At 44.3% G+C, this 24,676-nt stretch carries 21 protein-coding genes and 1 pseudogene; 8 read left to right on the forward strand and 14 right to left on the reverse strand.

Going from position 1 to position 24,676, the window contains the following annotated elements:
* Positions 1–189: 189 nt before the first annotated feature.
* On the reverse strand, positions 190–4,080 hold the full coding sequence (locus HP548_RS19215; protein WP_175382541.1) for a LuxR C-terminal-related transcriptional regulator: 3,891 nt from the start codon (positions 4,078–4,080) through the stop codon (positions 190–192).
* Positions 4,058–4,486, reverse strand: a complete 429-nt coding sequence (locus tag HP548_RS19220) for a serine/threonine-protein kinase (protein ID WP_175382542.1) — start codon at positions 4,484–4,486, stop codon at positions 4,058–4,060. Before HP548_RS19220 ends, HP548_RS19215 begins: the two co-directional genes overlap by 23 nt.
* A 469-nt stretch (positions 4,487–4,955) precedes the next feature.
* On the opposite strand from HP548_RS19220, the gene HP548_RS34130 reads away from it, so the two are divergent.
* Both HP548_RS34130 and HP548_RS19225 read left to right on the forward strand, forming a co-directional pair.
* On the forward strand, positions 4,956–5,039 hold the full coding sequence (locus HP548_RS34130; protein WP_409347666.1) for a hypothetical protein: 84 nt from the start codon (positions 4,956–4,958) through the stop codon (positions 5,037–5,039).
* A gap of 35 nt (positions 5,040–5,074) precedes the next feature.
* On the forward strand, positions 5,075–5,449 hold the full coding sequence (locus HP548_RS19225) for a DMT family transporter (RefSeq protein WP_175382543.1): 375 nt from the start codon (positions 5,075–5,077) through the stop codon (positions 5,447–5,449).
* Positions 5,450–5,735: 286 nt separating this feature from the next.
* Here HP548_RS19225 and HP548_RS19230 read toward each other — a convergent pair whose 3' ends face one another.
* The 3 genes from HP548_RS19230 to HP548_RS19240 all read right to left on the reverse strand — a co-directional run bounded on the left by HP548_RS19230 (position 5,736) and on the right by HP548_RS19240 (position 8,040).
* On the reverse strand, positions 5,736–6,119 hold the full coding sequence (locus tag HP548_RS19230) for a DUF2750 domain-containing protein (RefSeq protein WP_217504756.1): 384 nt from the start codon (positions 6,117–6,119) through the stop codon (positions 5,736–5,738).
* Positions 6,120–6,355: 236 nt separating this feature from the next.
* Positions 6,356–6,937, reverse strand: a complete 582-nt coding sequence (locus HP548_RS19235) for a TetR/AcrR family transcriptional regulator (RefSeq protein WP_175382544.1) — start codon at positions 6,935–6,937, stop codon at positions 6,356–6,358.
* A gap of 92 nt (positions 6,938–7,029) precedes the next feature.
* On the reverse strand, positions 7,030–8,040 hold the full coding sequence (locus tag HP548_RS19240; protein ID WP_175382545.1) for a fumarylacetoacetate hydrolase family protein: 1,011 nt from the start codon (positions 8,038–8,040) through the stop codon (positions 7,030–7,032).
* A 165-nt stretch (positions 8,041–8,205) separates the two neighbouring features.
* Here HP548_RS19240 and HP548_RS19245 point away from each other — a divergent pair, with 165 nt between their 5' ends.
* Positions 8,206–9,228, forward strand: a complete 1,023-nt coding sequence (locus HP548_RS19245; protein ID WP_175382546.1) for an MBL fold metallo-hydrolase — start codon at positions 8,206–8,208, stop codon at positions 9,226–9,228.
* 214 nt (positions 9,229–9,442) lie between these two features.
* Here the strand turns inward: HP548_RS19245 and HP548_RS19250 are convergent, their stop codons facing one another.
* From HP548_RS19250 to HP548_RS19270, 5 genes are all read right to left on the reverse strand, one after another.
* Complete coding sequence (locus HP548_RS19250) at positions 9,443–10,402, reverse strand: L-threonine 3-dehydrogenase (protein ID WP_076288767.1); 960 nt, start codon at positions 10,400–10,402, stop codon at positions 9,443–9,445.
* Positions 10,403–10,439: 37 nt separating this feature from the next.
* Positions 10,440–11,630 (reverse strand): glycine C-acetyltransferase, encoded by a 1,191-nt coding sequence (locus HP548_RS19255; RefSeq protein WP_076288768.1) that lies wholly within the window; start codon positions 11,628–11,630, stop codon positions 10,440–10,442.
* Positions 11,631–12,452: 822 nt separating this feature from the next.
* Positions 12,453–13,154 (reverse strand): hypothetical protein, encoded by a 702-nt coding sequence (locus HP548_RS19260; protein WP_076288769.1) that lies wholly within the window; start codon positions 13,152–13,154, stop codon positions 12,453–12,455.
* 116 nt (positions 13,155–13,270) lie between these two features.
* Positions 13,271–14,653 carry an ATP-binding protein gene (locus HP548_RS19265; RefSeq protein ID WP_175382547.1) on the reverse strand — a complete coding sequence of 461 codons (1,383 nt, stop codon included), beginning with the start codon at positions 14,651–14,653 and terminating at the stop codon, positions 13,271–13,273.
* A gap of 41 nt (positions 14,654–14,694) precedes the next feature.
* A complete protein-coding gene (locus HP548_RS19270) occupies positions 14,695–15,402 on the reverse strand; it encodes a response regulator transcription factor (RefSeq protein ID WP_175382548.1) in 708 nt (235 codons plus the stop codon).
* Between the two features lie 158 nt (positions 15,403–15,560).
* On the opposite strand from HP548_RS19270, the gene HP548_RS19275 reads away from it, so the two are divergent.
* On the forward strand, positions 15,561–15,818 hold the full coding sequence (locus HP548_RS19275) for a GlsB/YeaQ/YmgE family stress response membrane protein (protein WP_024630063.1): 258 nt from the start codon (positions 15,561–15,563) through the stop codon (positions 15,816–15,818).
* A gap of 194 nt (positions 15,819–16,012) precedes the next feature.
* Here the strand turns inward: HP548_RS19275 and HP548_RS34135 are convergent.
* Positions 16,013–16,120 (reverse strand): annotated as a pseudogene (locus HP548_RS34135) (alpha/beta hydrolase); the annotation flags it as partial.
* A 251-nt stretch (positions 16,121–16,371) separates the two neighbouring features.
* On the opposite strand from HP548_RS34135, the gene HP548_RS19285 reads away from it, so the two are divergent.
* Complete coding sequence (locus tag HP548_RS19285; RefSeq protein WP_175382549.1) at positions 16,372–17,271, forward strand: dihydrodipicolinate synthase family protein; 900 nt, start codon at positions 16,372–16,374, stop codon at positions 17,269–17,271.
* An 835-nt stretch (positions 17,272–18,106) separates the two neighbouring features.
* Here the strand turns inward: HP548_RS19285 and HP548_RS19290 are convergent.
* Entirely contained in the window at positions 18,107–18,706 is a 600-nt protein-coding gene (locus HP548_RS19290) for a TetR/AcrR family transcriptional regulator (RefSeq protein WP_076288773.1), read from the reverse strand.
* A 211-nt stretch (positions 18,707–18,917) separates the two neighbouring features.
* Between HP548_RS19290 and gap the strand changes: the two genes are divergently transcribed.
* The gene (gap, locus tag HP548_RS19295; protein ID WP_076288774.1) at positions 18,918–19,928 is read left to right on the forward strand and encodes a type I glyceraldehyde-3-phosphate dehydrogenase; all 1,011 of its coding nucleotides are present in this window, start codon (positions 18,918–18,920) and stop codon (positions 19,926–19,928) included.
* A gap of 270 nt (positions 19,929–20,198) precedes the next feature.
* A complete protein-coding gene (locus HP548_RS19300; RefSeq protein WP_217504757.1) occupies positions 20,199–20,444 on the forward strand; it encodes a hypothetical protein in 246 nt (81 codons plus the stop codon).
* A gap of 216 nt (positions 20,445–20,660) precedes the next feature.
* Here HP548_RS19300 and HP548_RS19305 read toward each other — a convergent pair whose 3' ends face one another.
* Both HP548_RS19305 and HP548_RS19310 read right to left on the reverse strand, forming a co-directional pair.
* The gene (locus tag HP548_RS19305; RefSeq protein WP_175382550.1) at positions 20,661–21,407 is read right to left on the reverse strand and encodes a class I SAM-dependent methyltransferase; all 747 of its coding nucleotides are present in this window, start codon (positions 21,405–21,407) and stop codon (positions 20,661–20,663) included.
* A gap of 547 nt (positions 21,408–21,954) precedes the next feature.
* Positions 21,955–22,860, reverse strand: a complete 906-nt coding sequence (locus tag HP548_RS19310; RefSeq protein ID WP_175382551.1) for a LysR family transcriptional regulator — start codon at positions 22,858–22,860, stop codon at positions 21,955–21,957.
* Positions 22,861–23,005: 145 nt separating this feature from the next.
* Between HP548_RS19310 and HP548_RS19315 the strand changes: the two genes are divergently transcribed.
* Complete coding sequence (locus HP548_RS19315) at positions 23,006–24,025, forward strand: alpha/beta fold hydrolase (RefSeq protein ID WP_175382552.1); 1,020 nt, start codon at positions 23,006–23,008, stop codon at positions 24,023–24,025.
* Positions 24,026–24,676: the final 651 nt, after the last annotated feature.

A 24,676-nucleotide genomic window follows, 5' to 3' on the forward strand; every position in this document is an offset into this window, starting at 1 on the left:
GGTGAACCGATTGCTAAAATTACCTCCTGTCATTCATTCCAATCTAAATATCATAGTCTGAGCATAAGAAATTTAAATCCTACTAAAGTTGTACTCAAAAAAAATTTGATCTGATCTTAAATCATGACGCTTTTTATGCTCATTCCAAAAAAAAGAAAGAAGCGACTTTTACAGCTCGCTTCCCGTTTGTCACTCTATCCATTGCAGCTCTCTGGCACGTACGACAGCTTGACCCCGCCGCTTTACACCCAGCTTGCCATAGATTCTAGACGTGTGTGTTTTAACCGTTGTCTCTGCGATACCAAACCGGTCGGCAATCTCCCTGTTCGACAAACCTTCCGCAATCGCGGTTATAATTTCCGTTTCACGTTCGGTCAGCGGTTCGGTCAGCCCTGGTTGACCAAGACCAGACGTCGCAGACGATACGTTAGTACTCGGGATTGTAACATCCGCAGCTTCGTCTTCCAGTAGCTTGAGATAAATGATCCGTGTCGCAATAAGCTCCAACACCTGGACGTCCTTCTTTGTGAATACGCCTGGCATCTGTCGATTTTCCAAGTAAAGCAGATAGGAGGCCTGTTCTCCCGGAACATCAATTGGCATGCACAGGATCGATCTTTGTGTGCTTGCTGCAATATAGGCATCTTTCACCCAAAAACTCTCAATCGCATCATACAGAACCAGCGGTTTGCCTGTTATCGCTGTATGACGTAAGACGCTCTCTGAATACAATCCGTTCCCCTCTTGCTTCTCCTTCCAGTCCGAACCGTTAATTTCAATAAAGAACTCGTTATTTCCACGCTTCAATAATAGGCCCCGCTCTGCTCCGGCTTGTTGAAGAGCCGTTTTCAAGAGATTCACCTTCCAGTCGGCCTTATTCGGCATAGCAAACCCTTTCATAAGTCGCTGTACAAGCTCGAATTCCTCTTCGCTCCTTGAACCTTCACCCTTCTTGGTGCCGTTCTGCCGAAGTAACTCAGTGCCAGTATGATTCACTTGGACTCGCTCCTGCAAAACCGGACCCTCATAGCGTTTGTAAACCGGGTCCAGCAATTCAGCGTGTCTGCTTCTAATCTGTGTTACTTTGGAAGTTATGCCCCATTCGGCGTATGCCGCACATGCATCCATCATTGTAATTGCCGCTCCAGATCGGCTGAGCAGATCGTCTTGATAACACACCGCAAGCCGTTCGCAAGCAATGGCTTCCAGCAACACGTATTTCTCCATTCTCGCCTGCCTGATTGCAGCCGTATACTGTTGCAGCGCACCCATCGAATTCCCAGCGATCCGTTCACTCTCTGCTTTGATCAGAAAATAGGCGGAGGACTTACTGTCCAAAAATCCTCGCCAACTCCTCATCAATCGTAATTGTGCGCGTATCGCCTTCCGGATTCGCTTGCGTTCCTCCCGGTTCGTCTCGAAGTATAATCCAGCTAGTGCCAAGCTCTCATATAGGCGATGTTTACGAATTCGCATCCAATCCAAAGGCAATTCGTTTGCCCTTCCTCGTTGTGACCAGTACAGCGCTTCCCTGTACCTTCCCGACAAGTAAGCGGCCTCCAGCCGGCAACAGCAGCTATAGTTGTCCTCGTCCCGTTGCTCCAACTGGCTGCTGGTTGGCACCTGTGGAATAGCCACAAAGCTGTCGGCCAACGACTCATCTTGCAGCACCGCTGCATAGCTGTTCGTCAGCCGTACCATTTCCAGTATCTTGTCGTCGGCAATCTGTTGCATGTTCTGTTCAAAGTATCGAAGCAATTCATTTAAGGCATATACATTTCCAGGGTTACCCATAAAACAGAAAATTAAGGCCTGATTAGCAAAATCATGATCACCGGATTCAAGCCCTTGACGCATCCCCTTGAACAAAGCGATGGAAGATTCCAAAGGCCTGTCCATCTGCTTATACATTCCGCTCAAAAAAGTAATGACATGTTTTTTCCTGAATGTAGAGTCGTTCGCTATTTGCTGAAACACCCGTTCAGCAATCGAAGTCTCTCGAACCAAGCTCGGAAATACCCTTTGTACAATCAGCTCATATCCACCAATCATCGCAGCCAGCGACTCGTTTACTCCTTTTTGCAACCCATAACGAATAAATCGGGCATATAATTCCAGAAGTAATCGCGCATCGTGTGTAAGCAACGGAAGAAACATCAGCTCCATTAAATGGCATAGCTCCTCATATTCCTCGTCGAGTGGGTTGGACAGTAGAAGGCGCTTCTCCCGTTTTCGATGTAAAAGGACCCCGGTCCGGATCACCTCCTTGGCGATGGACAATAGGGAACTCTTCTTCCCAAGCTTCCAACCGTAGGAGCCTAGTGCCTCCATCCCAAATTGAATCGCAATCTCATTGTCAGCGAATGCATGGAATTGAATCAAAGGCGCCCAGATCTTGAGCCGTTCCGATCGGCTCAGCTGATCGCTGTCTTGGTTCAAGTCAACCAGCAGCTCCTTCGCTCGTTCGCTATTGCCATCCATATATTCCGTCCATGCCAATATCAGTTGCAACCCGATATCGCTTGTACCTGATCCTCCCACCTCTCTTGTTGCCAGCAGATGAAGCCCGTTCTCGGCATAATTCTTTCCTTTCGCATAGCGCCCGGATGCCAACGCCTCTTGTCCCGCTTGCAGATTGAGCTCGATCAGTTCCCTCGTCTCTTGCTCCGATAATAGTAAAGCAGCCAAGTTCAAATGATCAATCACTGTCCATGACAGGTCATCGCGTGGCTCAGGAACGTGATCCTGTAACGACCGCCCGATTGCTCTGTGTCGGTGCATATTGCGTCCTGGATCAAAAGCATATGCCATCCGGTGTATGAATTCATGCACAAATACATAGATTGATTCCGATATATCTTCTTGCTTCGCTTCATCTTGCCGATAAATAAATCCTTCAGCTTCAGACTCTTGAAGCCAGTGAAATGCAATATCCATTGGTATAGTACACACTTCAGCCAAGAGAGATAATTGAAATGTCGGACCAATTGTGGCTGCCACAGCTAAAAATTCCTTCCGATCTTCCTTGAGCTTGGAGAAGCCCGTCTCCAGGAGACGTATATGGCCTTCTGAACTGCTTAGTAGCCGAATTATTTCTGAGTCCCACACCCACTGACGTCTTTTCTCGTCAAAGCTTAGTCTGTGCTCCTGTAACCAGTCTTTTAGCAAGAGACGAATCGAGCCGGGATTACCACCTGTTTGATCGTAGACAGATCGCGCCAGAGGATGAATACGCGCGGATTTCTCATGTAAAGCATCAGAGAGTAGCTGCCTCACATCTTCATAAACCAGCGGAGGCAGAGCTACTTGTTCCTCTGGATTCACACGGCATCTTTCGAACAACCAAGTCAGTAATGTCTCTTGCTTGAAATTCGGTTCATCCCGAACGGAAGTGAGAACTTCCTCCGCCCGAACAGCTCCGATTAAGAATAATCCATGTGCCTTTTGTGCTAGTGCAAGCGTACGAATTACGGTTTGCGTACCACAGTCAACCCACTGCAAATTGTCCATAAACAGAACAAGCGGTGGCTTGCATTCAGCCATGCAGCAAATCAGGTCCGGCAGCAATTCTTCAAACCGATCCCAGACCTTCGGATCGTTCGTGATATGAGATACCTCCGTATTGCTGTTTAACAACGGATTAGCCTCAGGCCAGCAGGAGACGATTACTTGCGTTTCTCGCCCAAACTCCGCTTGTATCCTAGCCTTCAGTTGTGTAATGATATCAACTGGCTCACTCCACAGCTGGTGAATCCATTGCCGCATCGCCTGAAGGATCAGTCCACACCGTACAGTTTGTTGGGAAGGCTCCGCTTGCACTGTGATCATCCGGCCTCCATGTCGAACGACATTTTGTTGAAGCCTATGGACAAACGTCGTTTTACCTGTCCCCTCTTTGCCTATCACCCAACGAATTGCATTCATTCCTTGTAGAGCCTGCTCCAGCCCTGTCTCCATTTGCATCACTTCAGCACTACGCCCATACCATGATTCGGATAGGGAAAGCGTATGGATCTTATCCCAACGTCCGACTTCCATTGGCGTAAACGTTCCGTCGTTATCCATCATGTTCTGGTACAACTTCAAGTACTCCATATGTACTCTGGTAACGGTCTACCTCTGATTTGGCAAGTAATTTCAATAGTATCGCTTGTATTGTTTCGTCTAATCCCAACCGAATATCGGATACAGGTGGAGGCACCCTGCGGATATGCACGGTGCTCCAGTCTTCTTCATTGTCAGCTTGAAAAGGCAATTGCCCGGTTAACAACTCGTAGAAAATAATACCTAATGCGTAAAGATCACTTCGCCCACTCGGCACAAGATCGAATCGGCCAAATTGCTCGGGAGAATGGTAGGCAGCATGACTTTCCGTATGCCAGGATATCTGCGCAGCCTTCCCCTCCCACTGAACGATGATATGATCAGGGCTAAGGTGCCCTATCACTGTATTTTGCTGATGTTCACGGTGTACCATTTCCGTCATTATAATTGACAATTCAATGAACACAGCAAGCTCTACAGGGGGTTGCGTGATGTATTCTCTTAAAATCTTGATGACGATGCACACCTATCTGGGTTATATTTTCGTTTCGAGAAAAAGCATATTTCAGAATATAATAAAAATTGGGTTAGATAAAATCGAGTTATCACTTTGCCTAAATAAATCTTAATCTATGATGCATCTAGAGTCTAGCCTGGGTGATATATGTATTCATCGCAAATAAACAACGTAAATAACAAAAATATAAGCCCAGCTCACCTCTACACGTATGCGTGAAGGATAAACTGCAGCTTCATCTTCACTGTCACTCTTCATATGAATTACAGCATCATAAATGAAGCGGATTATAGCCGTTCATCACCCCCGTTTTTATGGCGAATCTAGATCACTTCGGGCAAATGAATGACGTTTATAGTCACTATTTGGTAACCATCATCCCGCAAGAACTGCCATTCAGGTAGCTAAGCTACCACGTAGCGCTGAGATTGAGATCGAACTGGTTGCCATCAAACGAAAGCTTTACCAAGAAGGCTGATGGATTAGTCAAATTTTGAAAGAAGGCACATTGGCTTGCGAACTTATCTGTTTCTCTTATTTTGCGCGACTCTTTATGGAAGTAACTTCGTATTCGGCTCACTCTTGCTGCAGGAGTTTCCTGCAATGCATCTTTCCGCATACCGCCTTGCCGTATCATCCGTGTTCCTCATTGGCTATCTAATCTTGTCCAAACGTATGGTTCGATTGACTTCACGGGATATCCTCTACTTAATTCCGCTCGCTATTATTGGGATGTTGCTGCATCAGGTATCTTTCTTTACGGGATTGCAGACGATAGATGCAACGACAGCTTCACTTATTGTATCGCTCTCTCCTATATTTACCGCTTTGCTAGGGCGATTCTTCTTAAAAGAGTCATTCACCCTGCGTATGATGGTAGGATCCTGATAAAAGAGCATCAGATCCGCGCATTGGCTTTCTATACCTTTTTTTGCCGGGCAACACCCACTGTTTTCCCTTTATATCCAGGTACGTGATCGCTGACCCGCACTTGGGGTGTCCTGGTCTACGGAGGAGCCCTTTTTTGTGATTTAAATACTCATATACAAAAAAGGATCGTCAGCATTTCTGCAACGATCCCTGTTGACAGTCCGCTAGTTGAAATCAGCAACTGATCAATTTGATGCCTTCTTAAGTTTATTAAGCTAACGTTCCCCGTTAGCGTAACGAAGGATCAATACTTTTTGAGTTCCTTCACTAAATCATTTAGTAGCACTTGAATCTCAAGAACTGCAGAATCATCTCTGTTCCAAAAGATCAACAGCTTATGCTGATCCTCCACCATATTGGGTAACCAGTCACTAATGAAATCGTCTAATGAGATACAATGTGCTTTATAATTTGACCACTCTTCATAAGCACAGTACTCTGCAAACTCTTTCCTAGGCCAGAATGAAACAAGCAATCTCTCTTTATCATCTGAAGACATTGCCCAACCGTCATCATACAACCCCCAAATTGCTTCTGAATCAGTAACCTTCTTAATAAAATATTCATATCGAATGTTCGCAGGGAGTTTAATAACAGCTTCAAACTCTTTCGAGGTTATCGAATTCATTTGCAGCCTCCTTGTTAGAACTTTAGATTAAATATACCACGCTAACCTGCCCGTTAGTTATAAAAAGGCAGCCGATCAACGATCACCATATTTATGGTATATAATCTACGTTAATACTGATAAATGCAGACTAGTTATTGAGTATAAAAACGCTGAGATGAAGAAGTTCCACGGTATAGCAACAGCCTAGTACCGAGGTCCATTTCGTATGCGAATACAGACATATCTCACAAAGCTTATGACTGAGACAAAATTCCTTTTACAAACAATGAGACACTGTGCTTGTAGAAATCTTCCTCGGTGACGAGTTGGGACTGATATTGCCCGTGAATCAGCTCGCTCATCTGAAAGCCGTAGCACATCGAGAGAAAAGACATGGCGGCAAGGCGCTCATCCTGTCTGGCTATAACTTTTTTCTTCTGCAGACGTTCAAAATATTCAACCAGCAACGAGTGCAGCTTCACCGGCGGATCGGCCAGCACTCTGTCTAATTCGGGAAACATTCCTTTGTCGCGGATGCCAATCAAAATGATGTCCGCATTTTTATGGAAGAACAATCGGTACTGCTGACTTACATTCAGCAGATCGACTTCCGGATTATCGGTCGCGTCCTCTTTTAACATCTTCTCAAATTGCGGGATATCCGAATGTCTTTCAATGATGGCTTCCAATATGCCTTGCTTGCTTCCAAATTGCCGGAAAATCGTAGATTCATTGACTTTAGCTTCCGTTGCAATGGCTTTGGTGCTTACTCCGCGATAGCCGTTCTTTTTGATGAGCTGTGTCGCGGCTTCAATGATTTTGTCTGAAGTTTGCATTGTATTTCTCCTTTTGCATATGTTAAATCTATTCTACTACAAGTTTTGTATATGCAGCAGGGTAGGGGTTCATCATTTTCATAAACGCTTATTTAAGGTAAATCACTTCTTTTATCCCAGCGGCTTGGTTCCGTAATTTTGATATGATCAGGCACCAATTGCGTGAGCGTGCCTAATTTATCAAATGTAATCTGGATTCGGTCAGAGGGCAACAGCCATTCTTCGGTCTCGATTGCGCAGCAATCCGGTATCGTCCCCATTCCTATAATCGTGCCCGGGAGTGGCGTGAAAACTTGGAGAACCTCCTCCATCACTTTTGCAGGGTGTGCAGAATACTCGGATGTGCTTCCCTTCCAGTGCAGTCTCTCCCCGATACGCACATCCACGTCCAATGCCAGCGGGTTGTCGATTTCATCCGGCGTTACCAGAAATGGCCCTATCCCTTTGCTGCGATCGAAATCTTTGCAGCGCGTCGGTCCGGTCATCGCCTGGAAATCCGGCCACTGCACATCGCGGACAGTACTGTCGTTAAAAATAACATAACCTGCAACGCAGTTCCCCTTCCCTGTAACAAAGGCCAGCTCCGGCTCAATATCCAGGTATGAAGAGTATGATGGCCAATGAATCGTATCCCCATCGCCAATTACAGCTTTATGGTTACACTTGTAATAACTGAAATTCACTTTATTCGGATCTTGCTGGAATTTTTCGGCGATTTTCCGTTTAAGTTCTTCTCTTTCCGGCCCTGTATATTCTCTTTGCAGCAGATTTACGCCAGCATTTCTCAGATGTCTTGGCGTCAGCCCAAAATCGATAAGCGCAGCCGGATTCGGAACCGGCGGTAGCAGGTTTACCGCTGAAATCGGGCTGATTTCATTTTCATTGAATTGATGCAACTGTTCTATAGCATATTGCATCATTTCCTTAGCAGCATCATAACTCGCCGGCAAATAATGAAGATAACTGTCCATACTTTCAAGACTGTCAGAGAATGTTCCCTGCTTTTTCATGATTGCAGCAAAAGACACGACAAATCTCTCGTTAATTACAAGCCCAAACAAAGGTTCCTGGGATGTATTGGTTTGAAAGGTTACTAGTTTCATGTTGCAGCGCCTCCATCCATGTAGTGTGATGTTGTTCTGTTAGTAGCATACAGTATGGAATTAATGCATGCAAGTACATGCTTGCATTTCTGTTTTCCATTTTCTATAATGGGGACATAGTCAGTATGACTTACCAAAAAAACATATACACGAAGGAGAATTTTTATGAAGTATGGACGTATTATTCAAAAACCTCGCGTTAAATTTTTTGAAGTCGCAGATGGCGTCTTTGCCGGTATTTCGCCGTATCGCGGCATCAGTTGGGCCAATGCCGGATTCATCAACAAGGGTGAAGGGCTGGTGTATGACACGTTCTTCGATTTGTTCCATGCGCGGGAAATGCGGGAGGCTTTTAAGGAAGTAAGCAACGGCGGCTCTCCCGCATATGTGGTGAACTCGCACTATAATAGCGACCATGCCTGGGGAAACAAAGTGTTTGAAGATGCTTGCATTATTATGCACAAGGAAGCGTCCAGAGAGCGTCTTACCGAAAATATCGCCTGGATGGACAGCGTCATCAAAAGAGGAAAGGATTCTCCGGAATCGACTTCGGGCGAGCGGTTTTTTGCAGCGGAATTTGAAGGATTCGACCTGGAAGGCGTAGAATGGTTGCTCCCGAATATTGAGATAAAAGACGATATCAACATCCGTCTTGGCGATACGGAAGTAATGATTTACAACGTTGCTCCAGCACACTCTGACAGCGACTTGCTGCTGTGGATGCCAAGAGAAAAAGTGCTGTTCGCCGGCGATGTCGTGTTTAACGGGTGTACGGCATACAGCGAAGAGGGAACCCTCAATTGGGTTAAAGTGCTTGACCGCATTATTGATGAAATTAAACCCGAAATCGTTATTCCAGGACATGGCGCCATCTGCGGCCTGGACTTCGTGAAGGAGCAGAGAGACTACCTCCTGAACCTGATCAGCGAGTTCAACAAGCATTACAATGACGAAATTGATGCCTTGTCCCTGACTAAGCAAATTGATATTTCCCGCTTCCTTCATTGGATTCAGCCAGAACGCTTGTATGTTACAGTGGACATCCTATTGAAAAGCAAACGAGGGTTACCCCCCCTTCCAATTTGGAACGAGGTGCCTGCTAAACTGGAAGACATGAAAGTTTTTTTGACCGGAAAATATGGTAATCAAATCAAGCCATGGGACCCTATGAGTGTTTGGCAAGAGTGAATAGCAATTTGAAGCTAGCCTACGAAAAACAAAAAACGACCCTGTCGCAAACGATGCGAACAGCGGCCGTTTTTTTGAATTGTTCCACGGAATTAAAATGGGTGCTTAGAAACCGATTATGAAGAAAAATGGAGTTGCACTTATGACTTACTAGTAGAACTCTTCAGCTTCTTTTGTATTTCTACTCGGTTTGCACAGCGAATTCATAATAACTTTAAGCCTTGCGAAGCATTTGTCTCTCGCTTAGCTGTGAAAGCATATCCTTCGTCATGGCCTTCAGGTCGTAACGGGCATGAAATCCCCATTCTGTTTTCGCTGCCGTCGCATCAATGGAATGCGGCCAGCTATCGGCAATCGCCTGTCTCTTCGGATCAACGTCATAATCGAGGATAAAGCCGGGAAACTCATCCCGTATCGCTGCAGCGATCGCCTCCGGATCCACGCTCATTGCGGTAACATTAAATGAATTTCGGTGTATCAACCGGGAAGAATCCGCTTCCATTAATTCGATGATAGCGTTCAGGGCATCCGGCATATACATCATGTCCATGTTTGAGTCCTTGGCGATATAAGATGTATACCGGCCAGTCGTCACGGCTGCGTAATAAATTTCCACAGCGTAATCTGTCGTTCCTCCGCCGGGAGGCGTCATATAAGATATCAAACCCGGGAATCGCAGCCCCCTAGTATCCAGGCCATATTTGTGAAAATAATAATCACAAAGCAGTTCGCCGGACACTTTATTCACACCGTACATCGTATTGGGCCTCTGGATCGTATCCTGCGGGGTATTGTCTTTCGGAGTCGAAGGACCAAAAGATCCAATGGAGCTTGGAGTGAAAAATTGGCAGCCGAGCTCCCTGGATATTTCAAGTGCATTCATCAATCCGCCCATATTCAAATTCCAGGCAAGCAGCGGTTTCTCCTCTGCGGTAGCCGACAGCAGCGCAGCCAAATGGATGACGGTATCAACTTCGTACCGCTTGGCGATTTCGAACATCGCCTTATCATTCGTCACGTCCAGCAGCTCGAATGGCCCGGATCGGGTAATTTCGTGGGCTGATGACCTGAGATCCGTTGCAACGACGTGATCCGCACCATAGATTTCACGTAATTTAACAACTAACTCAGAACCGATTTGGCCCAGTGCTCCAGTCACCAAAATCTTGTTCATAAGACATTCCTCCCGAAATATACTCCTTCGAATGCAGCTAAATCAGCTTCATTTCCTTGCCAACTTTCTCATAAACGGAGATCACCTGATCGAGCATCTCCTTGGTATGGGCAGCTGTCGGCATGTTACGTATTCTTCCGGTTCCCTTCGGAACTGTCGGAAACAGGATTGCCTTGGCGTAAACGCCTTCTTCATAGAGCCGTTTGCTGAACTGTTGGGTGGTTACTTCATCGCCAATGATACAAGGTGTGATCGGCGTTTCGCTTTGGCCTACATCATATCCAAGCAGGCTCAAGCCATTTTTCAATTTATTGCCGTTCTCCCACAGCTTCTCGATCAGTTCTTTGTCATTCATCAAAATGTCGACAGAAGCGCTGCAAGAAGCGATTACAGCCGGAGGTAGCGATGTCGAGAACAGAAACGGACGGCTTCTCAGCTTCAACCATTCGATCAGTTGTTTTTTACCCGCCACATAACCTCCGACAACGCCGATCGCCTTGGAAAGAGTACCAATTTGAAAGTCAATGCGGTCGGACAATCCAAAATGCTTCACGGTTCCCGCACCTGCTCCGAGAACGCCCGAACCGTGGGCATCATCCACATAAGTAATCAGATCGAATTCTTCTGCTATTTTCACGATTTCGGGCAGCTTTGCTATATCACCATCCATGGAGAAAACCCCGTCGGTGATGACCATAATTTTATGGTACTGACCGGATTCCTTGGCATCTTTCGCCTGCTGTCTTAAATCATTCATATCCGAATGCTTAAAGCGAATCACCTTGGCTCTCGACAGGCGGCAACCATCAATAATCGAAGCGTGGTTCAGCTCATCAGATAAAATCGCATCATGCTGGTCCATTACCGCGGATATAGCAGCCATATTGCAGTTAAATCCCGATTGATACACGATAACGGCTTCCGTTTTTTTGAAACGGGCCAGTTTTTCTTCAAGCTCAATATGAAGATCCATCGTACCATTAATGGTTCTCACAGCCCCTGCGCCTGCCCCGTATGTCTGCGACGCCTTAACTGAAGCATCAATCAGGCGGTGATCTGTTGCCAGTCCCAAATAGTTATTGGAAGACAAATTGATTAGGGACTTTCCGTCGATACGAATAACAGGACCATTTGCACCCTGCAGCGTGTCGATGACGTTATATAGACCTTTAGTCTTTAGATCCTCGATGTTCGAAATTAAAAATTGGTCCAATGCTTGACTTGACATTCCATTCCCTCCTCGATATACGTATGTCCTCGTACAGGAGACATAGTATTCTTTAAAAAAACCCTGTTATAAAAGGAGTTAAACTAATTTCAATGTATCATCTTTTTTATTTTTTGTACACATGTGGAGGACAAAAAAATAAAAATATCCGCACGAAAACATAGCGATTGCTTCCCCATTTCCGGAAGCAATCGCTACTAAATCTTTGCTTGATACAAACGAAGTTCTGGTCGAAGAAGCGAAAGTATTTCGAAATAGATTTGTATTTTCATCTGGACAAACAATTAAGTGGGTTGGAAAGAAATATGTGTTCCGGCGTGAAAACTATTTAGATCAACATCAAATCGGAAATGACTCAATGTTCTTGTCCTTGGCTCAACGCGAACATGTCGATTCTAGCCAACGTACGTCCTAATGGTAGTGTGTGATGGGCCGAGCGTTCTCTCTTCATCAACGGAGCTCGCTTCGAATTCATGCTAGTTGGATTTTCAGGCGTCTTCCTTACTGTACTCAGCAATTTTCATGTGGTTTCAGAATGTTTATTTACGGTACTTAACTAATCGGTAATGGGAACAGGTTCTTATCCATTTCGGTAATCGAACTATGTTCTTGTCCTCCGACAACTAAGCAATTGTTGTCGCCGTTCACCTAGAATTATTTTATCAAGCTAAAAGAGTTCTGAAATTAAGTGGTCCACACTTGCTAGAACGTTGAAAGTTCGTTCAAAACTTCTATTTTTGATTCGTTATATAAGAAAATACCTGCCCTCTCACAGGCAGGTATTTAAATCGTATAATATCTTACCAACATCGATACTAATTATTAGTCCAAAAGGCTGTAGATCTGAATGCTCTCCACCTTGGCATCTTTGATATGAAACGACATCACATCCACATAATTGGATGGCTCGTAACGGAAGTCATCCTCCTCATTAGCGGCTCCATCACCAAGCAGTTTCCCCTCAGGGTAGGCGTCTTTGAGTGTATCCAGGCTATCTCCTGCTTTAATGTTTCGCACTGTCGCATACTTAGGATCTGTAATTTCGATATGAAAGATGGAGTCTTGTTTCCCCTCCGGTATACTGATAGTTTTAATCTCCAGACCAGGATACGTATAAACCTTTTCTGTAAAACCGATTAACGTATCCATGTTTGTTCCATCGTCAGCACTGTACGTATGAGATTTCACGTTATCCGGTTTGCCCAGCATCTGTTCCATCTGATCTTCATTCGCTGTATCCGAAATCGCAATGGTGTGCTCATTATAGACAAAAGCAAGCTCCTTCAGCACCACATTGCCTTCCTTCTCCATCGAACCTTCTTTAATAGCTTCAGTACCCTTTTCTTCAGAACTTTCGGAAGCAGGCGCATTAGCATTTGTTGCACCTTCGCCGGTGTTCTGTTCATTTGCTGTGTTCTGTCCGGTTGCTGGAGATGTAGCTTCACTAGATTGACAGCCCGTTAATGCCACCGTTAGTAAAGCACCTAGTACGATAAAACCTGCAGCTTTCTTTGTTAATTTCATCATGATCCCTCCATAAATGTGTGATTTCTTCTTATGAAGTGATTATAAAAAAAGCATTTGTTAGTCTCATAACAGAATTGTATCAATCTTGTAACGTTAACTATTTAAGCGAGTGTTTACGCACGGGGTAACACAATCGTAACGGTCGTTCCTTCTCCGATTTGACTTTCCATGTCGATATATCCATTAAACCGCTCTACAATCTCTTTGCAAATCGAAATTCCAAGACCTGAACCGTTCGCTGTGCTTGCATTTTTCGCCCGGTAAAAGCGTTCCTGCACTCGCTCCAGCTCATCGCCCGCGATACCGATCCCTTGATCACGTATCCGTATAACTACCTCGCTTGGCGTATGTTCCAACTTTAATTCGATTAGCGATGGACTGCCTGAATATTTGATGGCATTGTCCACAAGGTTGACGATCGCATGGGACATCAGCATTGGATTCACGTTGGCGTGGACTCTTGTCAGAAGCTTATCCTCCAGTTCCACTTCCGCCTCTCTGAACATAATCTCGATTCCTTTATCTTTAGCCTTGGCACCCATACTCGTAGCAACTTGCTGAATCAGTTCGTTTATTTCCGTCTTCTCGACTTCCAGTTCGTTAGAACCAGCCTTGTCGAATCGGGATAGCAACAACAATTCATTAATCAAGCGCGTCAGCCGATCTGATTCCTGCAGCAGATGAGCATAGATTTTTTGCAGTTCCTTGTTCTCGTTCTCCCCTTCAACCAAGTACTGAGAGAAACCACGAATTGCTGCCAAGGGTGTTTTTAACTCGTGAGATACGTTGGAGACAAATTGTTTCTGGTACTGAATGTAATCATGAAGCTGCCGCCCCATGGAATCCAGCCCATCTGCCAGCATGCCCAGCTCATCCTTCCGGTTTAGTTGAACTCTCCGAAACTCCTGTTTAGAGAAACTTTGTGCAGCGCCAAGCAACAGTTTAATCGGCTTGGTTGTGTTGCGGGCAATCCACAGACTGGATAACGTAATCAGTATAATAAATCCGCCTGCGCCGACAAACAGGATAAAACGGATTTGATCCATAATCGCATAAAAGTAGGAAATGTCCTCCACGAATTCATACACATAGGCGTTTTCGTAGAATTGATCCTGAATGGGCGTCGCAAAATAAAGCAGATGATCTTCCGTGACGGTGTAGGCATAACTGCCGCTCAGTGCTTTCTCTATATTTTTGTCAAAAATAAGCGGTTTGCCATCATTAATGATGATGCCATCCACAGCCAGGCCGAGCAACTGCTTGGAGCTGTCATAGATACGTACTTCCTTGCCTGAAGCTTTCAGCTTCTCCAGAGCAAGTCTGACAATTTCCTTCGTCTGGGGCTCACCTGACGATGACCTATGCTGTGCCAACACCTCACGGAAGGACAACTCCGACAGATCTGCCTTCTCCATCATCTGTTTCTCAATGGTAATGAAGCTGTAGTAATCGATAGCTTTATTTACCGCAAAAATGATGATGCCAAAAGACAGCACGGAGAAAAATAAATAATTCAGCAGTAACCGGGTTGCATACTTCAGGCTTCGCCACCTCCAAGTTGATAGCCAAATCCATAGATCGTCCTGAAGTACTTTGGTTCGTCCGCGTTATCCTCCAACTTCTTCCGTAATCGCATGATGGTCATATCCACACTGCGACTATCTCCCATAAAGTCATATCCCCATCCGATCTGCAGCAGCTCATCCCGGGTAAAGATTTTTTCTGGCCTTTTCAGTAACGTTTCCAGAATTTTAAACTCTTTGGCCGTTAAAGACACGGGTACACCGTTTTTCATCACTCTTCGGCTCTCCAGGTCAAAAGTCAGCTCTTCATGAATGATACGTGTCGATTGTACTTCTGTCCCTTCACTTGTGTCCTCCCTGCTCTCGTTTCTTCTCAGAATCACCTTGATTCGAGCGAGCAATTCACGATTGTCAAAGGGTTTCGTCATGTAATCTTCCGCCCCTAGCTCTAGTCCCAACACCTTGTCGATTACCTCATTTTTGGCAGAGAGCATGATCACAGGAACGGCGCGTTTCCCGGTGATTTCCTTGCACAAGTCATATCCGGAGCAGTCTGGCAGCATCAGATCAAGTACCACTAAATCGGGTTGAAAAGACTCGAGCAGCTGCAGGCCCATTTTGCCATCCTCTGCGGTCTGCACATCGTAGTTTTCTCGTCTTAGCACCAGCTCAATTAAATCTCGAATTGCGATTTCATCATCAATGACTAGGATTCTCTTCAAATGTACACCCCTATCTAGCCTTGTTTTCACCAGCTTCAATCATCATTTATCCTCATCTTAGCACAGGCACTTTAGATTCCTCCACCAACTGGAAGATGAGGTATATTCCAATGAGCCCAACATAACTTGTAATAAACCCGAAGAAAGGAGAACAATCCATGGATCTGCTCTGGGTACTCATTGTTGGTGGACTTATCGGCTGGTTAAGCGGCAACTTGATTGGGCGGGACGTACCGGGCGGTGTACTTGGAAACATTATTGCGGGTTTTATCGGTTCCTGGTTAGGAACGGAATTGCTGGGACCAAGGGGGCCGGTGATTGGCGGATTTCATATTATTCCAGCCATTGTTGGCTCGATTATTGCCCTGCTCATCTTCTTCGCTCTGGCACGCGGTGGAGCCTTCCGAAGACGTTAACAAAGAGAGGCGAAAACCGATACCGTCGTTCATTAGATATTTTTATAAAGATGCTGCCAGGGAATAAAGGTACAGGATAAACATAAAAGGACTGAAAGCATTCATCGATGTATGATGAACACTTACGGTCTTTTTTTATTGTTGTACTGATTTCATCCATTCTTTCAGTGCCTGAACAACCTGCTGAAGCTGTTTCAATCCTGTAACCTTAGGCATGCTCTCACTCCCTTTTGCATCACGTCGGAGCCAAATTGACCATGGTTACCACCCTTTATATTCACTAATGTCGTGTTTTTCAGAAGATTGGGTCTGGCTTTTCCTCACGCTTCCCAGTTCAGAACACCATCAGAACAAACAACGGACTAATGTTCTTATCCCTCGACCCTAATTAGTTTTTGGTCCATGTTCATGCAGGTTACCAATATGGCTACTATGAACTCATTCTGTAAATTGGCATATTAAACTTTATGTAAATTGGACCTGTTGAATCATCCAATTTGATTTATAATTCGTTGATGTAATTCTTTACCTAATTATTAGAGGAGTGAGATTAATGTTTCATGGACTATCTGCTTTTCCTTTAACCCCTATGAATGAGCAACATGTTAACGATAGAGAATTTGTGAACTTAATTCAACGTTTAGTTTCAGCAAGAGTGGACTCTATTGGGGTTCTGGGATCAACAGGAAACTATGCCTATCTAAGTCGAATGGAACGATTGCGTGTCTTGCAGCTTGCTGTTAGTGCAGCTGAAAACACCCCCGTAATGACAAGTATCAGTGCATTACGCACACTTGATGTACTTCATTTAGCGGAAGATGCCCAAAAAGCAGGAGCTAGTGCGGTACTACTTGCTCCTGTTTCTTATCAAACACTGACGGATGAAGAAGTTTACCTATTGTATGAACAATGTACAAAGTCGCTCTCTATTCCACTTTGTGTGTATGATAATCCTGGAACTACGAAGTTTCATTTTACCGATGAACTGCATGGTCGAATTGCTTCCCTTCCCCATGTGCGTTCCATTAAGATTCCTGGTGTGCCTTCTAACCTTGAAGCAGCCAACGTAAGGATTAACAATCTTCGTGAGCTAGTTCCCTCACATGTTACGATCGGGGTAAGCGGTGATCCATTTGCAGCTACTGGCTTGAATGCAGGATGTGAACTATGGTACTCCGTTCTGGGTGGCTTATTTCCAAAGCTGTGTTTAAGAATGACTCAGGTCTCTCTGAAAGGTTATAGTGCGGAAGCTGATCAAATCTCCACACAAATAGAACCGATTTGGTTGCTATTCCGCCAATACGGAAGTCTTCGTGTTATTTCTGCAGCTGCAGAAATCATGGGGTTAATTTCAAGTCCTAGTCTCCCTCTTCCTCTCCAGCCTCTCAATTCATCAGCAAGAGATCTCTTGAATTCATTTCTAATAGAAATCAGTTCAATGGAAGAATCTTAGTAAGAGCCTTGTCAATCTGAAAAAGGTAACTTTTTATTAGTTAGTATCTTATTCTGAAACAGCAAACAAGATTTTTTATTTTTCTTTGTTAATGTATTAGGAGGACAACAAGATTTGGCTTGTAGCTGCAGTTGGGGCTGCGTTTTTCTTCGGCTTACGAGGTGTCTTATATCAATGGACATCTCAACGTTCTATTGATCGCAATTTCTTATTCATTGGGGTTTACATCTCAAGCACCATTCTAGTTCTAATATTAAATCGATTATTAATCAGCCACGGAGGAAAGGTATACGGTTCGGACTATTATTGTTTTTTTTCATTCCTGGCTATCACATTCTCACATAAAGGTTAGGACTCGTAAGTGGTGTGGTTATTGCTCTATTTGGAGTAATTATTCTGAAATGGATGCAGTAATACCTGATCAGCCACAAGACTAAATCATTAATAAAACCTCAAAGGAGTTTACCCTCTATATTGAATTACTTACCGAAAATATTTAGATAATAATCCAATGGTAAATGATCTATGTTCTTTTCAATTTCGGAAATCGGTACAAGTTCTTATCCTTGGCTCAGACATGAACTTGTACCGATCACAAAAAAGCCGCCAAATTAGCGACTTCATTGGGAATATGTTCTTGTCCCTCGATATTACTGCAACAAAAAAACATTCTTTCTTATAACTGCGTGAAAAATATAAAAAACACCCGTTCAGGCTAGGCTATTGCATAAGACAGCTTATACTTAAAAGAGACGATCCATCGAAAGTTTAGATTCTTGAACTTGAGTTGTCATCGATGATGCCCAGCTTTATTCCAATGTGCCAGTACATCAGATTAACTGATCTTTAAGCAGCATTCCTGCAAATAGGACGAGAAAATTTTTTTGTTCATCAGCATATGCTTGTTATCCCCATCCAACTTGCTGAGCAAAATCCCTCCCTCCAACAAGGAAAATGCAAATGATGCTAGCGCATCCACATCCAGATCCTCCTTTAACTCTCCAGCTTGAATGCCGTCACGAATAATACTTTTCATCATATCCAAGAAGTTATGCATCCCTTGCCTTGCCTGACCACAAAGCTCCAAATGAGTATCGTCACTTTCTACAGCTGTATTCTGCATGGGACATCCACCAATAAATGGGGGGTCGTTGACGACATTCTCATAGACACGAAAAAAAGATAGCAACTTTCCTGACGCAGACTGCTCTTGATCGACCGCTTCAGAAAATTTACTGGCGACCATACTGGCCGCATAATTGTAGGCTTCAAGCGCTATCTCGTCTTTACTAGCAAAATGTCGATAAATGCCCCCCTTTTTAATTCCTGTGTCGGCAATAATATCGTTTAGCGATGTACCGGCATATCCTCTCTGGTTAAAAATTTCAGCCGATTTCATAATGATGTGTTTTCGTGTTCTGTCCCCTTTTTTCATGATCTCCTCCATATGAACCGTATATTTGCTTTAAACGAATTATCCAATTCGTCCTTGCAATTCACTAATATCATGCTAATATAAAGATACCTAACGGTCTCTTTTCACATTATACAATAAGCTATTCTAGAATGAAATAGCGCTGGGTCATTTTTATTTCATTGTAGGCATTGGCTTGTTGGAATAAATAAAACTTATAGGGGGATTTTCAGTGACTGTAAAAGTAGGTATAAACGGTTTTGGACGAATTGGACGACTCGCTTTTCGCCGAATTCAAGATGTGGAAGGCGTCGAGGTAGTAGCGATTAACGACCTTACGAACGCTAAAATGTTAGCTCATCTGCTCAAATATGATACGACGCAAGGTACTTTTCAAGGTGACATTGAAGTCCATGACGGAACCTTCAAAGTAAACGGCAAAGAAGTTAAGGTTTTGGCTAAACGGAATCCTGAAGAGCTTCCTTGGGGAGAGCTTGGCGTTGATATTGTCCTCGAATGTACAGGCTTCTTCACTTCAAAAGAAAAGGCCGAGCTTCACCTGAAAGGCGGAGCGAAGAAAGTCGTCATTTCCGCCCCTGCTACAGGAGACATGAAAACGATTGTATACAACGTGAACCATGACACACTGGACGGAACGGAAACCGTCATTTCCGGCGCCTCCTGCACAACCAACTGCCTGGCCCCTATGGCTAAAGCTCTACACGACAAGTTTGGTATTCAATCCGGGCTGATGACGACCGTTCACGCTTACACGGGTAACCAAAACACGCTTGACGCTCCGGATCCAAAAGGAGATTTCCGAGCTGCGCGCGCCTCAGCGGAGAACATCGTTCCCTACTCCACCGGTGCTGCAAAAGCCATTGGTTTGGTTCTTCCGGAACTGAAGGGTAAACTGGATGGGGCATCTCAACGTGTACCTGTACCAACAGGTTCTGTGACTGAACTCGTTGCCGTTTTGAATACCAAGGTAACAGTTGAGCAAGTTAACGCTGCTATGAAAGAAGCTTCCGATCCAGAGACTTTCGGCTACACGGAAGACGAGATTGTATCTTCCGATATCAAAGGCATCACATTCGGTTCGCTCTTCGACGCCACACAGACGAAAGTTCTGACTGTCGGTGACCATCAATTGGTGAAAACCGCAGCTTGGTACGATAACGAAATGTCTTATACAGCCCAATTGGTTCGAACTCTGGAGCACTTCGCTAAGATCGCTAGATAAATAATCGTAAGATGAAGAGAAGTAAAATTCTATGAAGGATGCGCTCCAGAGTACGATGATCGATTGTTCGGTATTAGTCTGGTTTTGACCGGATGCGCGTCGGTTGAGCTAAACCATCAATCCGTGGCGACACCAGGCGGACTATCCTGAATTCCGAACCGAAAGGAATGCGCTCTTGAACACGGAGAAGGCGGCCATGCCTACTTTATCAAGGATCAGGAAGGGCAGAGTTTCCGTGAGTTTGTCGCCTCACTTGCGAACTTGCAGGGCTTGTCCATCGATAAGATGCGTTCGCTGTCCTACTGGCTCGTCTCTGCGATTGGCCGGCTGTTCGACACGATCTGGGACATCACACGGAAAGACGGCGATCCGCCGATCTCACGCTCGATGATACGCATGATTGGGCGTGAGTTCACCGTCAACGATGCCGCTGCACGTCGAGAGTTAGGCTATGTCGGAAGAACTTTGCGCGACACCGGCTTGCAAAGCTATGAGGAACCATCTGCTCGAAGATAGGGATTTGAAGGGCAAACGACTGCAATCAGTGGTAAGTCGATTCTTGGGCTGGCTCTTTTGGCCAATTTGGTAAACATGAGCACTACTGGATCATCAAAAGCTTATTAGCGTAATAAAGGAGCAGTCGCCGCCGACGATACTGCTCCTTTATTTTTTTGATCTAAAGTGCTCCGTTAGTTCAGTGATTTCTTCATTAAGTATGAGATAATTGCTGTTTTAGACAGTTTTGGATCCTATCCCATACTGAAAGTACTTAGAGGTGCAATGGACATGCAATTCAATTCCCACACTAGCAGCAATTTGCTCGATCTCGTTATCGTCAAAGAAATTCTTCACTATAGTAGCATGATCACCATTATTAAGCTTCCGAACCATCGTTTGCCCAGATGTCCCCACTACATGAGACTCGCGGGTTCCTGATACTTCTCGATCATCGATAAAGAACATTTTCCCTCCGGGCTTCAAACAGCATGAGACCATGGTGAAGAAGCTCGCCAGTCTTTCTCTGGGTAAATGAGATATCCAGAAAGTAAAAGCAACTGAATCGTATAACTGATCCGGAGACCAATTGAAAAGATCTGCAATGATCGTTCTTACATTGGGTTCAGATACTACCGGATTATGCGAAAGCATTTCTTCGGAACCGTCTACAAGGGTCAATATAAGGGCTTCTTTTAAGAACAGACTACTCCAAGTCCCAGTCCCCGCCGCAAGTTCAAGAAAGTCACCATGAAAATGTTCAGCTTTAAAAGCATCCTTAACCGTACTAATCTCATCGAACCAGATTTGGTTAGCTTCGTCTCCTTGATTAAATGTGCCTCGACGGTACCACCAGTCATCATACTCTGGAGCTCGTTCTTTATAATATTTCAACTGATCCTGAAGCTGCTGATCTGTCACACTTTCGTACGAAGCATCGTTGGTTTCCTTGCTGTTCACGCAAACATCTTTCCCTTCTCCCATCAGGGCTTAAGTCAATGGCAGCTTCCCACATAGTAACAACGTTCAATTGGAAGAAAGCGAATTATCCAGAACACTCTCTTGCTTCAAATTCACTGCATCAATACTCTGTGTAGTATTGTTAATATTATAATCATAGAAACAAGATTTATATGATTCATCAACTTTAAAACTTGAAATTATTTATTCTAAAATCATATAGACAATGATTTCAGACAGGCAGGGGAATTTAATGGACTAAAAAGCATCCTTTCAAGAGATCGAAACCGCACTCCTGTGCTTTAATCTCGCCAGATGATCTACATCATGATACTATTTAGATAATTAACTAAACCGAAATGACACAATGTTTGTGTCCCGCGACAATAACACTTAAAAAACCGCTCACCCGAGTATTGGATGAGCGGTCTTTATATTTTACTTCTTGTACTGATTGCCGTGTTAATAGCATGTTCACTTCAAGAATCCAGGAAAGAATCTCCTGGTGGATTTTCATTTGGTTAACCACGTGTACGAAACGGTACCTGCTTTTGCTCATTTATACATAGGCTTACAGTTCATTCTCTTTTTGCAAACGAAAAACTTCCCTTGATGTTTCTATAAAAGATAACATGATTGGTGAAAGCCACTTGTCTTTATGCCACAACATCTGTGTATACACCCTCAAATCCGGAATTTCCCATGGAAGAACAACAAGTTTCCCGCGTTCAACTTCGGCTTCTACAACGATTTCAGGAAGAAAGCCGATACCGATTCCCGAGATCGCACATTGTTTAATAGCCTCGGCACTTTGAAACTCTAGATACGTGATGCTATCAATGCCCTCTTTCTCAAATGACCGGTCAAACATCGTTCGATATGGACAACCCTTCTCATTCGTCAGGAACACTTCTTCATGAAAATCTTCCAAGTGCAGCACAGTTCGTTTGGCGAGTGGGTGATCTGGAGCAGCTAACAATCGGAAATTTTCTTCCAGCAAAGGTTCCACGGAAAGTCCACTCGAGCGGATGGGTTCATCCAACATATAAACAATATCCGTGGTTCCCTCAAAGAGCGTTTGCTTGAGCTCTTGATTCGGAACTGAGCGGAAGATTAGACGAACTCCCGGATGCTGCGAGCGAAACCGTTGGAAGACAGGTGGAAGCCGGTAGGAACAAATAACCTCATTCGCACTTATCGTTAAGGTACCAGTTAGTTTTTCATTAGCATGGACAGCACTACGAGCTTCGTCCATTTTTTCAAGAATACCTTGGGCGTGTGTTAAAAAGCGTTTGCCCGCAGTTGTAAGAGCGAGTTGCTTGCCCAACCGATCAAAGAGGCGAACACCCAGCTCATCTTCCAATGCTTTAATTTGCATCGTGACGTTGGAAGGAACGTAGCTCAGCACTTCTGCTGCCCGCGTGAAATTCAATGTTGTTGCAACCGTACAAAACGTATTCAGTTGACGCAATTCCATCCGATGCTCCCCCCTTCATCTTTCAATTTTATTGAATACTACCTTGAATTCTATTCACTTTTATTGAGAGTACCACGGCTCTATACTAAGTACAAGAGATCACACTGAACATGTGGTTTTTCATTTTGAAGGGAGCGACTATACGATGGACTATGAAATTTTTAATTTGGGTGATGTACTCTTACAATCAGGAGTGACGTTACCAAATGCTTTTCTTGCTTATAAAACTTACGGAAAACTAAATGAACAGAAGGATAATGTTATTGTCTATCCAACGGCTTTTGGGGATCAGCATGTTCAGAATGAATGGCTCATTGGCAGCGGGATGGCACTCGATCCAGAGAAATATTTTATTATCGTTCCCAATTTGCTGGGCAATGGGCTATCTTCCTCTCCCAGTAACACGCCTCCTCCATTTGATCGGGCTACCTTTCCACAGGTAACCATCTATGACAACGTTCGATTACAGCACCAACTGCTGACCGAAAAATTCGGTATTCAAAAGATTGCTCTCGTGGTCGGGTGGTCGATGGGCGGCATTCAGGCATTTCAATGGGGGGCAAGTTACCCGGAGATGGTCGAACGAATCGCACCTTTCGGAGGCATCGCCAAACCTTGGCCTCACACATTGGTGGTCCTGGAAGGCGTGAAGGCTTCGCTGCTATCTGCGGTTGGCTTCGACTCAAGTAAAATAAACCAACTAAGTTCTACAGACATGCGTGCAGTTGGTCGGGTGTATGCGGGATGGGGACTATCACATGCGTTTTATAGAGAAGAGCTTTACCGTGAGATGGGATTTGACACATTGGAGGATTTTGTAGCTGGTGTCTGGGAAGATAGCTTTATGAATATGGATCCTCATAATGTTCTGGCAATGTTATGGACAGGTCAACATGCAGATATTAGTGCCAACCCCTCCTATAACGGAGACTTTGATAAAGCACTTCAGAGCATAAAAGCTCTTGCCTGTATCATGCCGGGAAGCACGGATCTCTTCTGCACAGCGGACGATAATGAATATGAAGCTAAGCGTATACCTAATGCTGTCTTGAAACCAATCCAATCGATCTGGGGCCATTTTGCCGGTCGTGGAATCAACAGTGTCGATAATCAATTTATTGATGACAATCTAAAACACTTGTTGTCACATAGTACTAATGAATAGATCGTCGCTTGCATTGGATGTCTGTCAGGGCTAGCAAGATTCCTTGTTCTATAGCCGGGTTATTTCTCTTGTGATCGTAATTTCTTTAACGTATTCAGCGAACAGAAGCGTTGATCTTTCGGAGGGAGGGATCCCCCAAACAGTGGTGTTATTGAATGATGATGATTTAGAAATTAAGGAACCAGCAATAATTAAGCTGAGGACCTTATTCCAAAGCTTGTGTTTTTTTGCAAGTTGTATGTGTTCCCCAAATACTTATTGCATTTTTGGGCCATATTTACTCATTATCTATTAGATACTCATCTAATCGTAAGTCGGATCATGCTCTTGTCCTATCCCCCAATCGGTACAAGTTCTTGTCCTTGGCTTGGGACACGAACTTGTACCGATAATATAAAAAAGTCGCTAAATTAGCGACTTAATGGGAATATGTTCTTATCCCTCGACATATCCGGTTGCTCTAAGCGGTGCAATTCTCCATTTCGATACCCGTAACTCTGCCAACCTCATTTCTATGGCTTTCATCTTTAATTCCACCGGATAACTCACTCTGTTTGAAATTACAAAAACACCTCCAAGAGGATTTCCTTATCTTACGACAAGGTTTCATTCTCTTGAAGGTGTGCTTTTCTTTATCAGATACATCTTCCT

The organism is Paenibacillus taichungensis (assembly GCF_013359905.1).
GTDB lineage: Bacteria > Bacillota > Bacilli > Paenibacillales > Paenibacillaceae > Paenibacillus > Paenibacillus taichungensis.

What these genes read in the sequence shown, in the direction of transcription:
- HP548_RS19220 (WP_175382542.1), bottom strand. Translation starts at nt 4,486, where the DNA reads ATGACGGAAATGGTACACCGTGAACATCAGCAAAATACAGTGATAGGG.
- HP548_RS19230 (WP_217504756.1), bottom strand. Translation starts at nt 6,119, where the DNA reads ATGAATTCGATAACCTCGAAAGAGTTTGAAGCTGTTATTAAACTCCCT.
- HP548_RS19235 (WP_175382544.1), bottom strand. Translation starts at nt 6,937, where the DNA reads ATGCAAACTTCAGACAAAATCATTGAAGCCGCGACACAGCTCATCAAA.
- HP548_RS19240 (WP_175382545.1), bottom strand. Translation starts at nt 8,040, where the DNA reads ATGAAACTAGTAACCTTTCAAACCAATACATCCCAGGAACCTTTGTTT.
- HP548_RS19245 (WP_175382546.1), top strand. Translation starts at nt 8,206, where the DNA reads ATGAAGTATGGACGTATTATTCAAAAACCTCGCGTTAAATTTTTTGAA.
- HP548_RS19250 (WP_076288767.1), bottom strand. Translation starts at nt 10,402, where the DNA reads ATGAACAAGATTTTGGTGACTGGAGCACTGGGCCAAATCGGTTCTGAG.
- HP548_RS19255 (WP_076288768.1), bottom strand. Translation starts at nt 11,630, where the DNA reads ATGTCAAGTCAAGCATTGGACCAATTTTTAATTTCGAACATCGAGGAT.
- HP548_RS19260 (WP_076288769.1), bottom strand. Translation starts at nt 13,154, where the DNA reads ATGAAATTAACAAAGAAAGCTGCAGGTTTTATCGTACTAGGTGCTTTA.
- HP548_RS19275 (WP_024630063.1), top strand. Translation starts at nt 15,561, where the DNA reads ATGGATCTGCTCTGGGTACTCATTGTTGGTGGACTTATCGGCTGGTTA.
- HP548_RS19285 (WP_175382549.1), top strand. Translation starts at nt 16,372, where the DNA reads ATGTTTCATGGACTATCTGCTTTTCCTTTAACCCCTATGAATGAGCAA.
- HP548_RS19290 (WP_076288773.1), bottom strand. Translation starts at nt 18,706, where the DNA reads ATGAAAAAAGGGGACAGAACACGAAAACACATCATTATGAAATCGGCT.
- HP548_RS19305 (WP_175382550.1), bottom strand. Translation starts at nt 21,407, where the DNA reads ATGGGAGAAGGGAAAGATGTTTGCGTGAACAGCAAGGAAACCAACGAT.
- HP548_RS19310 (WP_175382551.1), bottom strand. Translation starts at nt 22,860, where the DNA reads ATGGAATTGCGTCAACTGAATACGTTTTGTACGGTTGCAACAACATTG.
- HP548_RS19315 (WP_175382552.1), top strand. Translation starts at nt 23,006, where the DNA reads ATGGACTATGAAATTTTTAATTTGGGTGATGTACTCTTACAATCAGGA.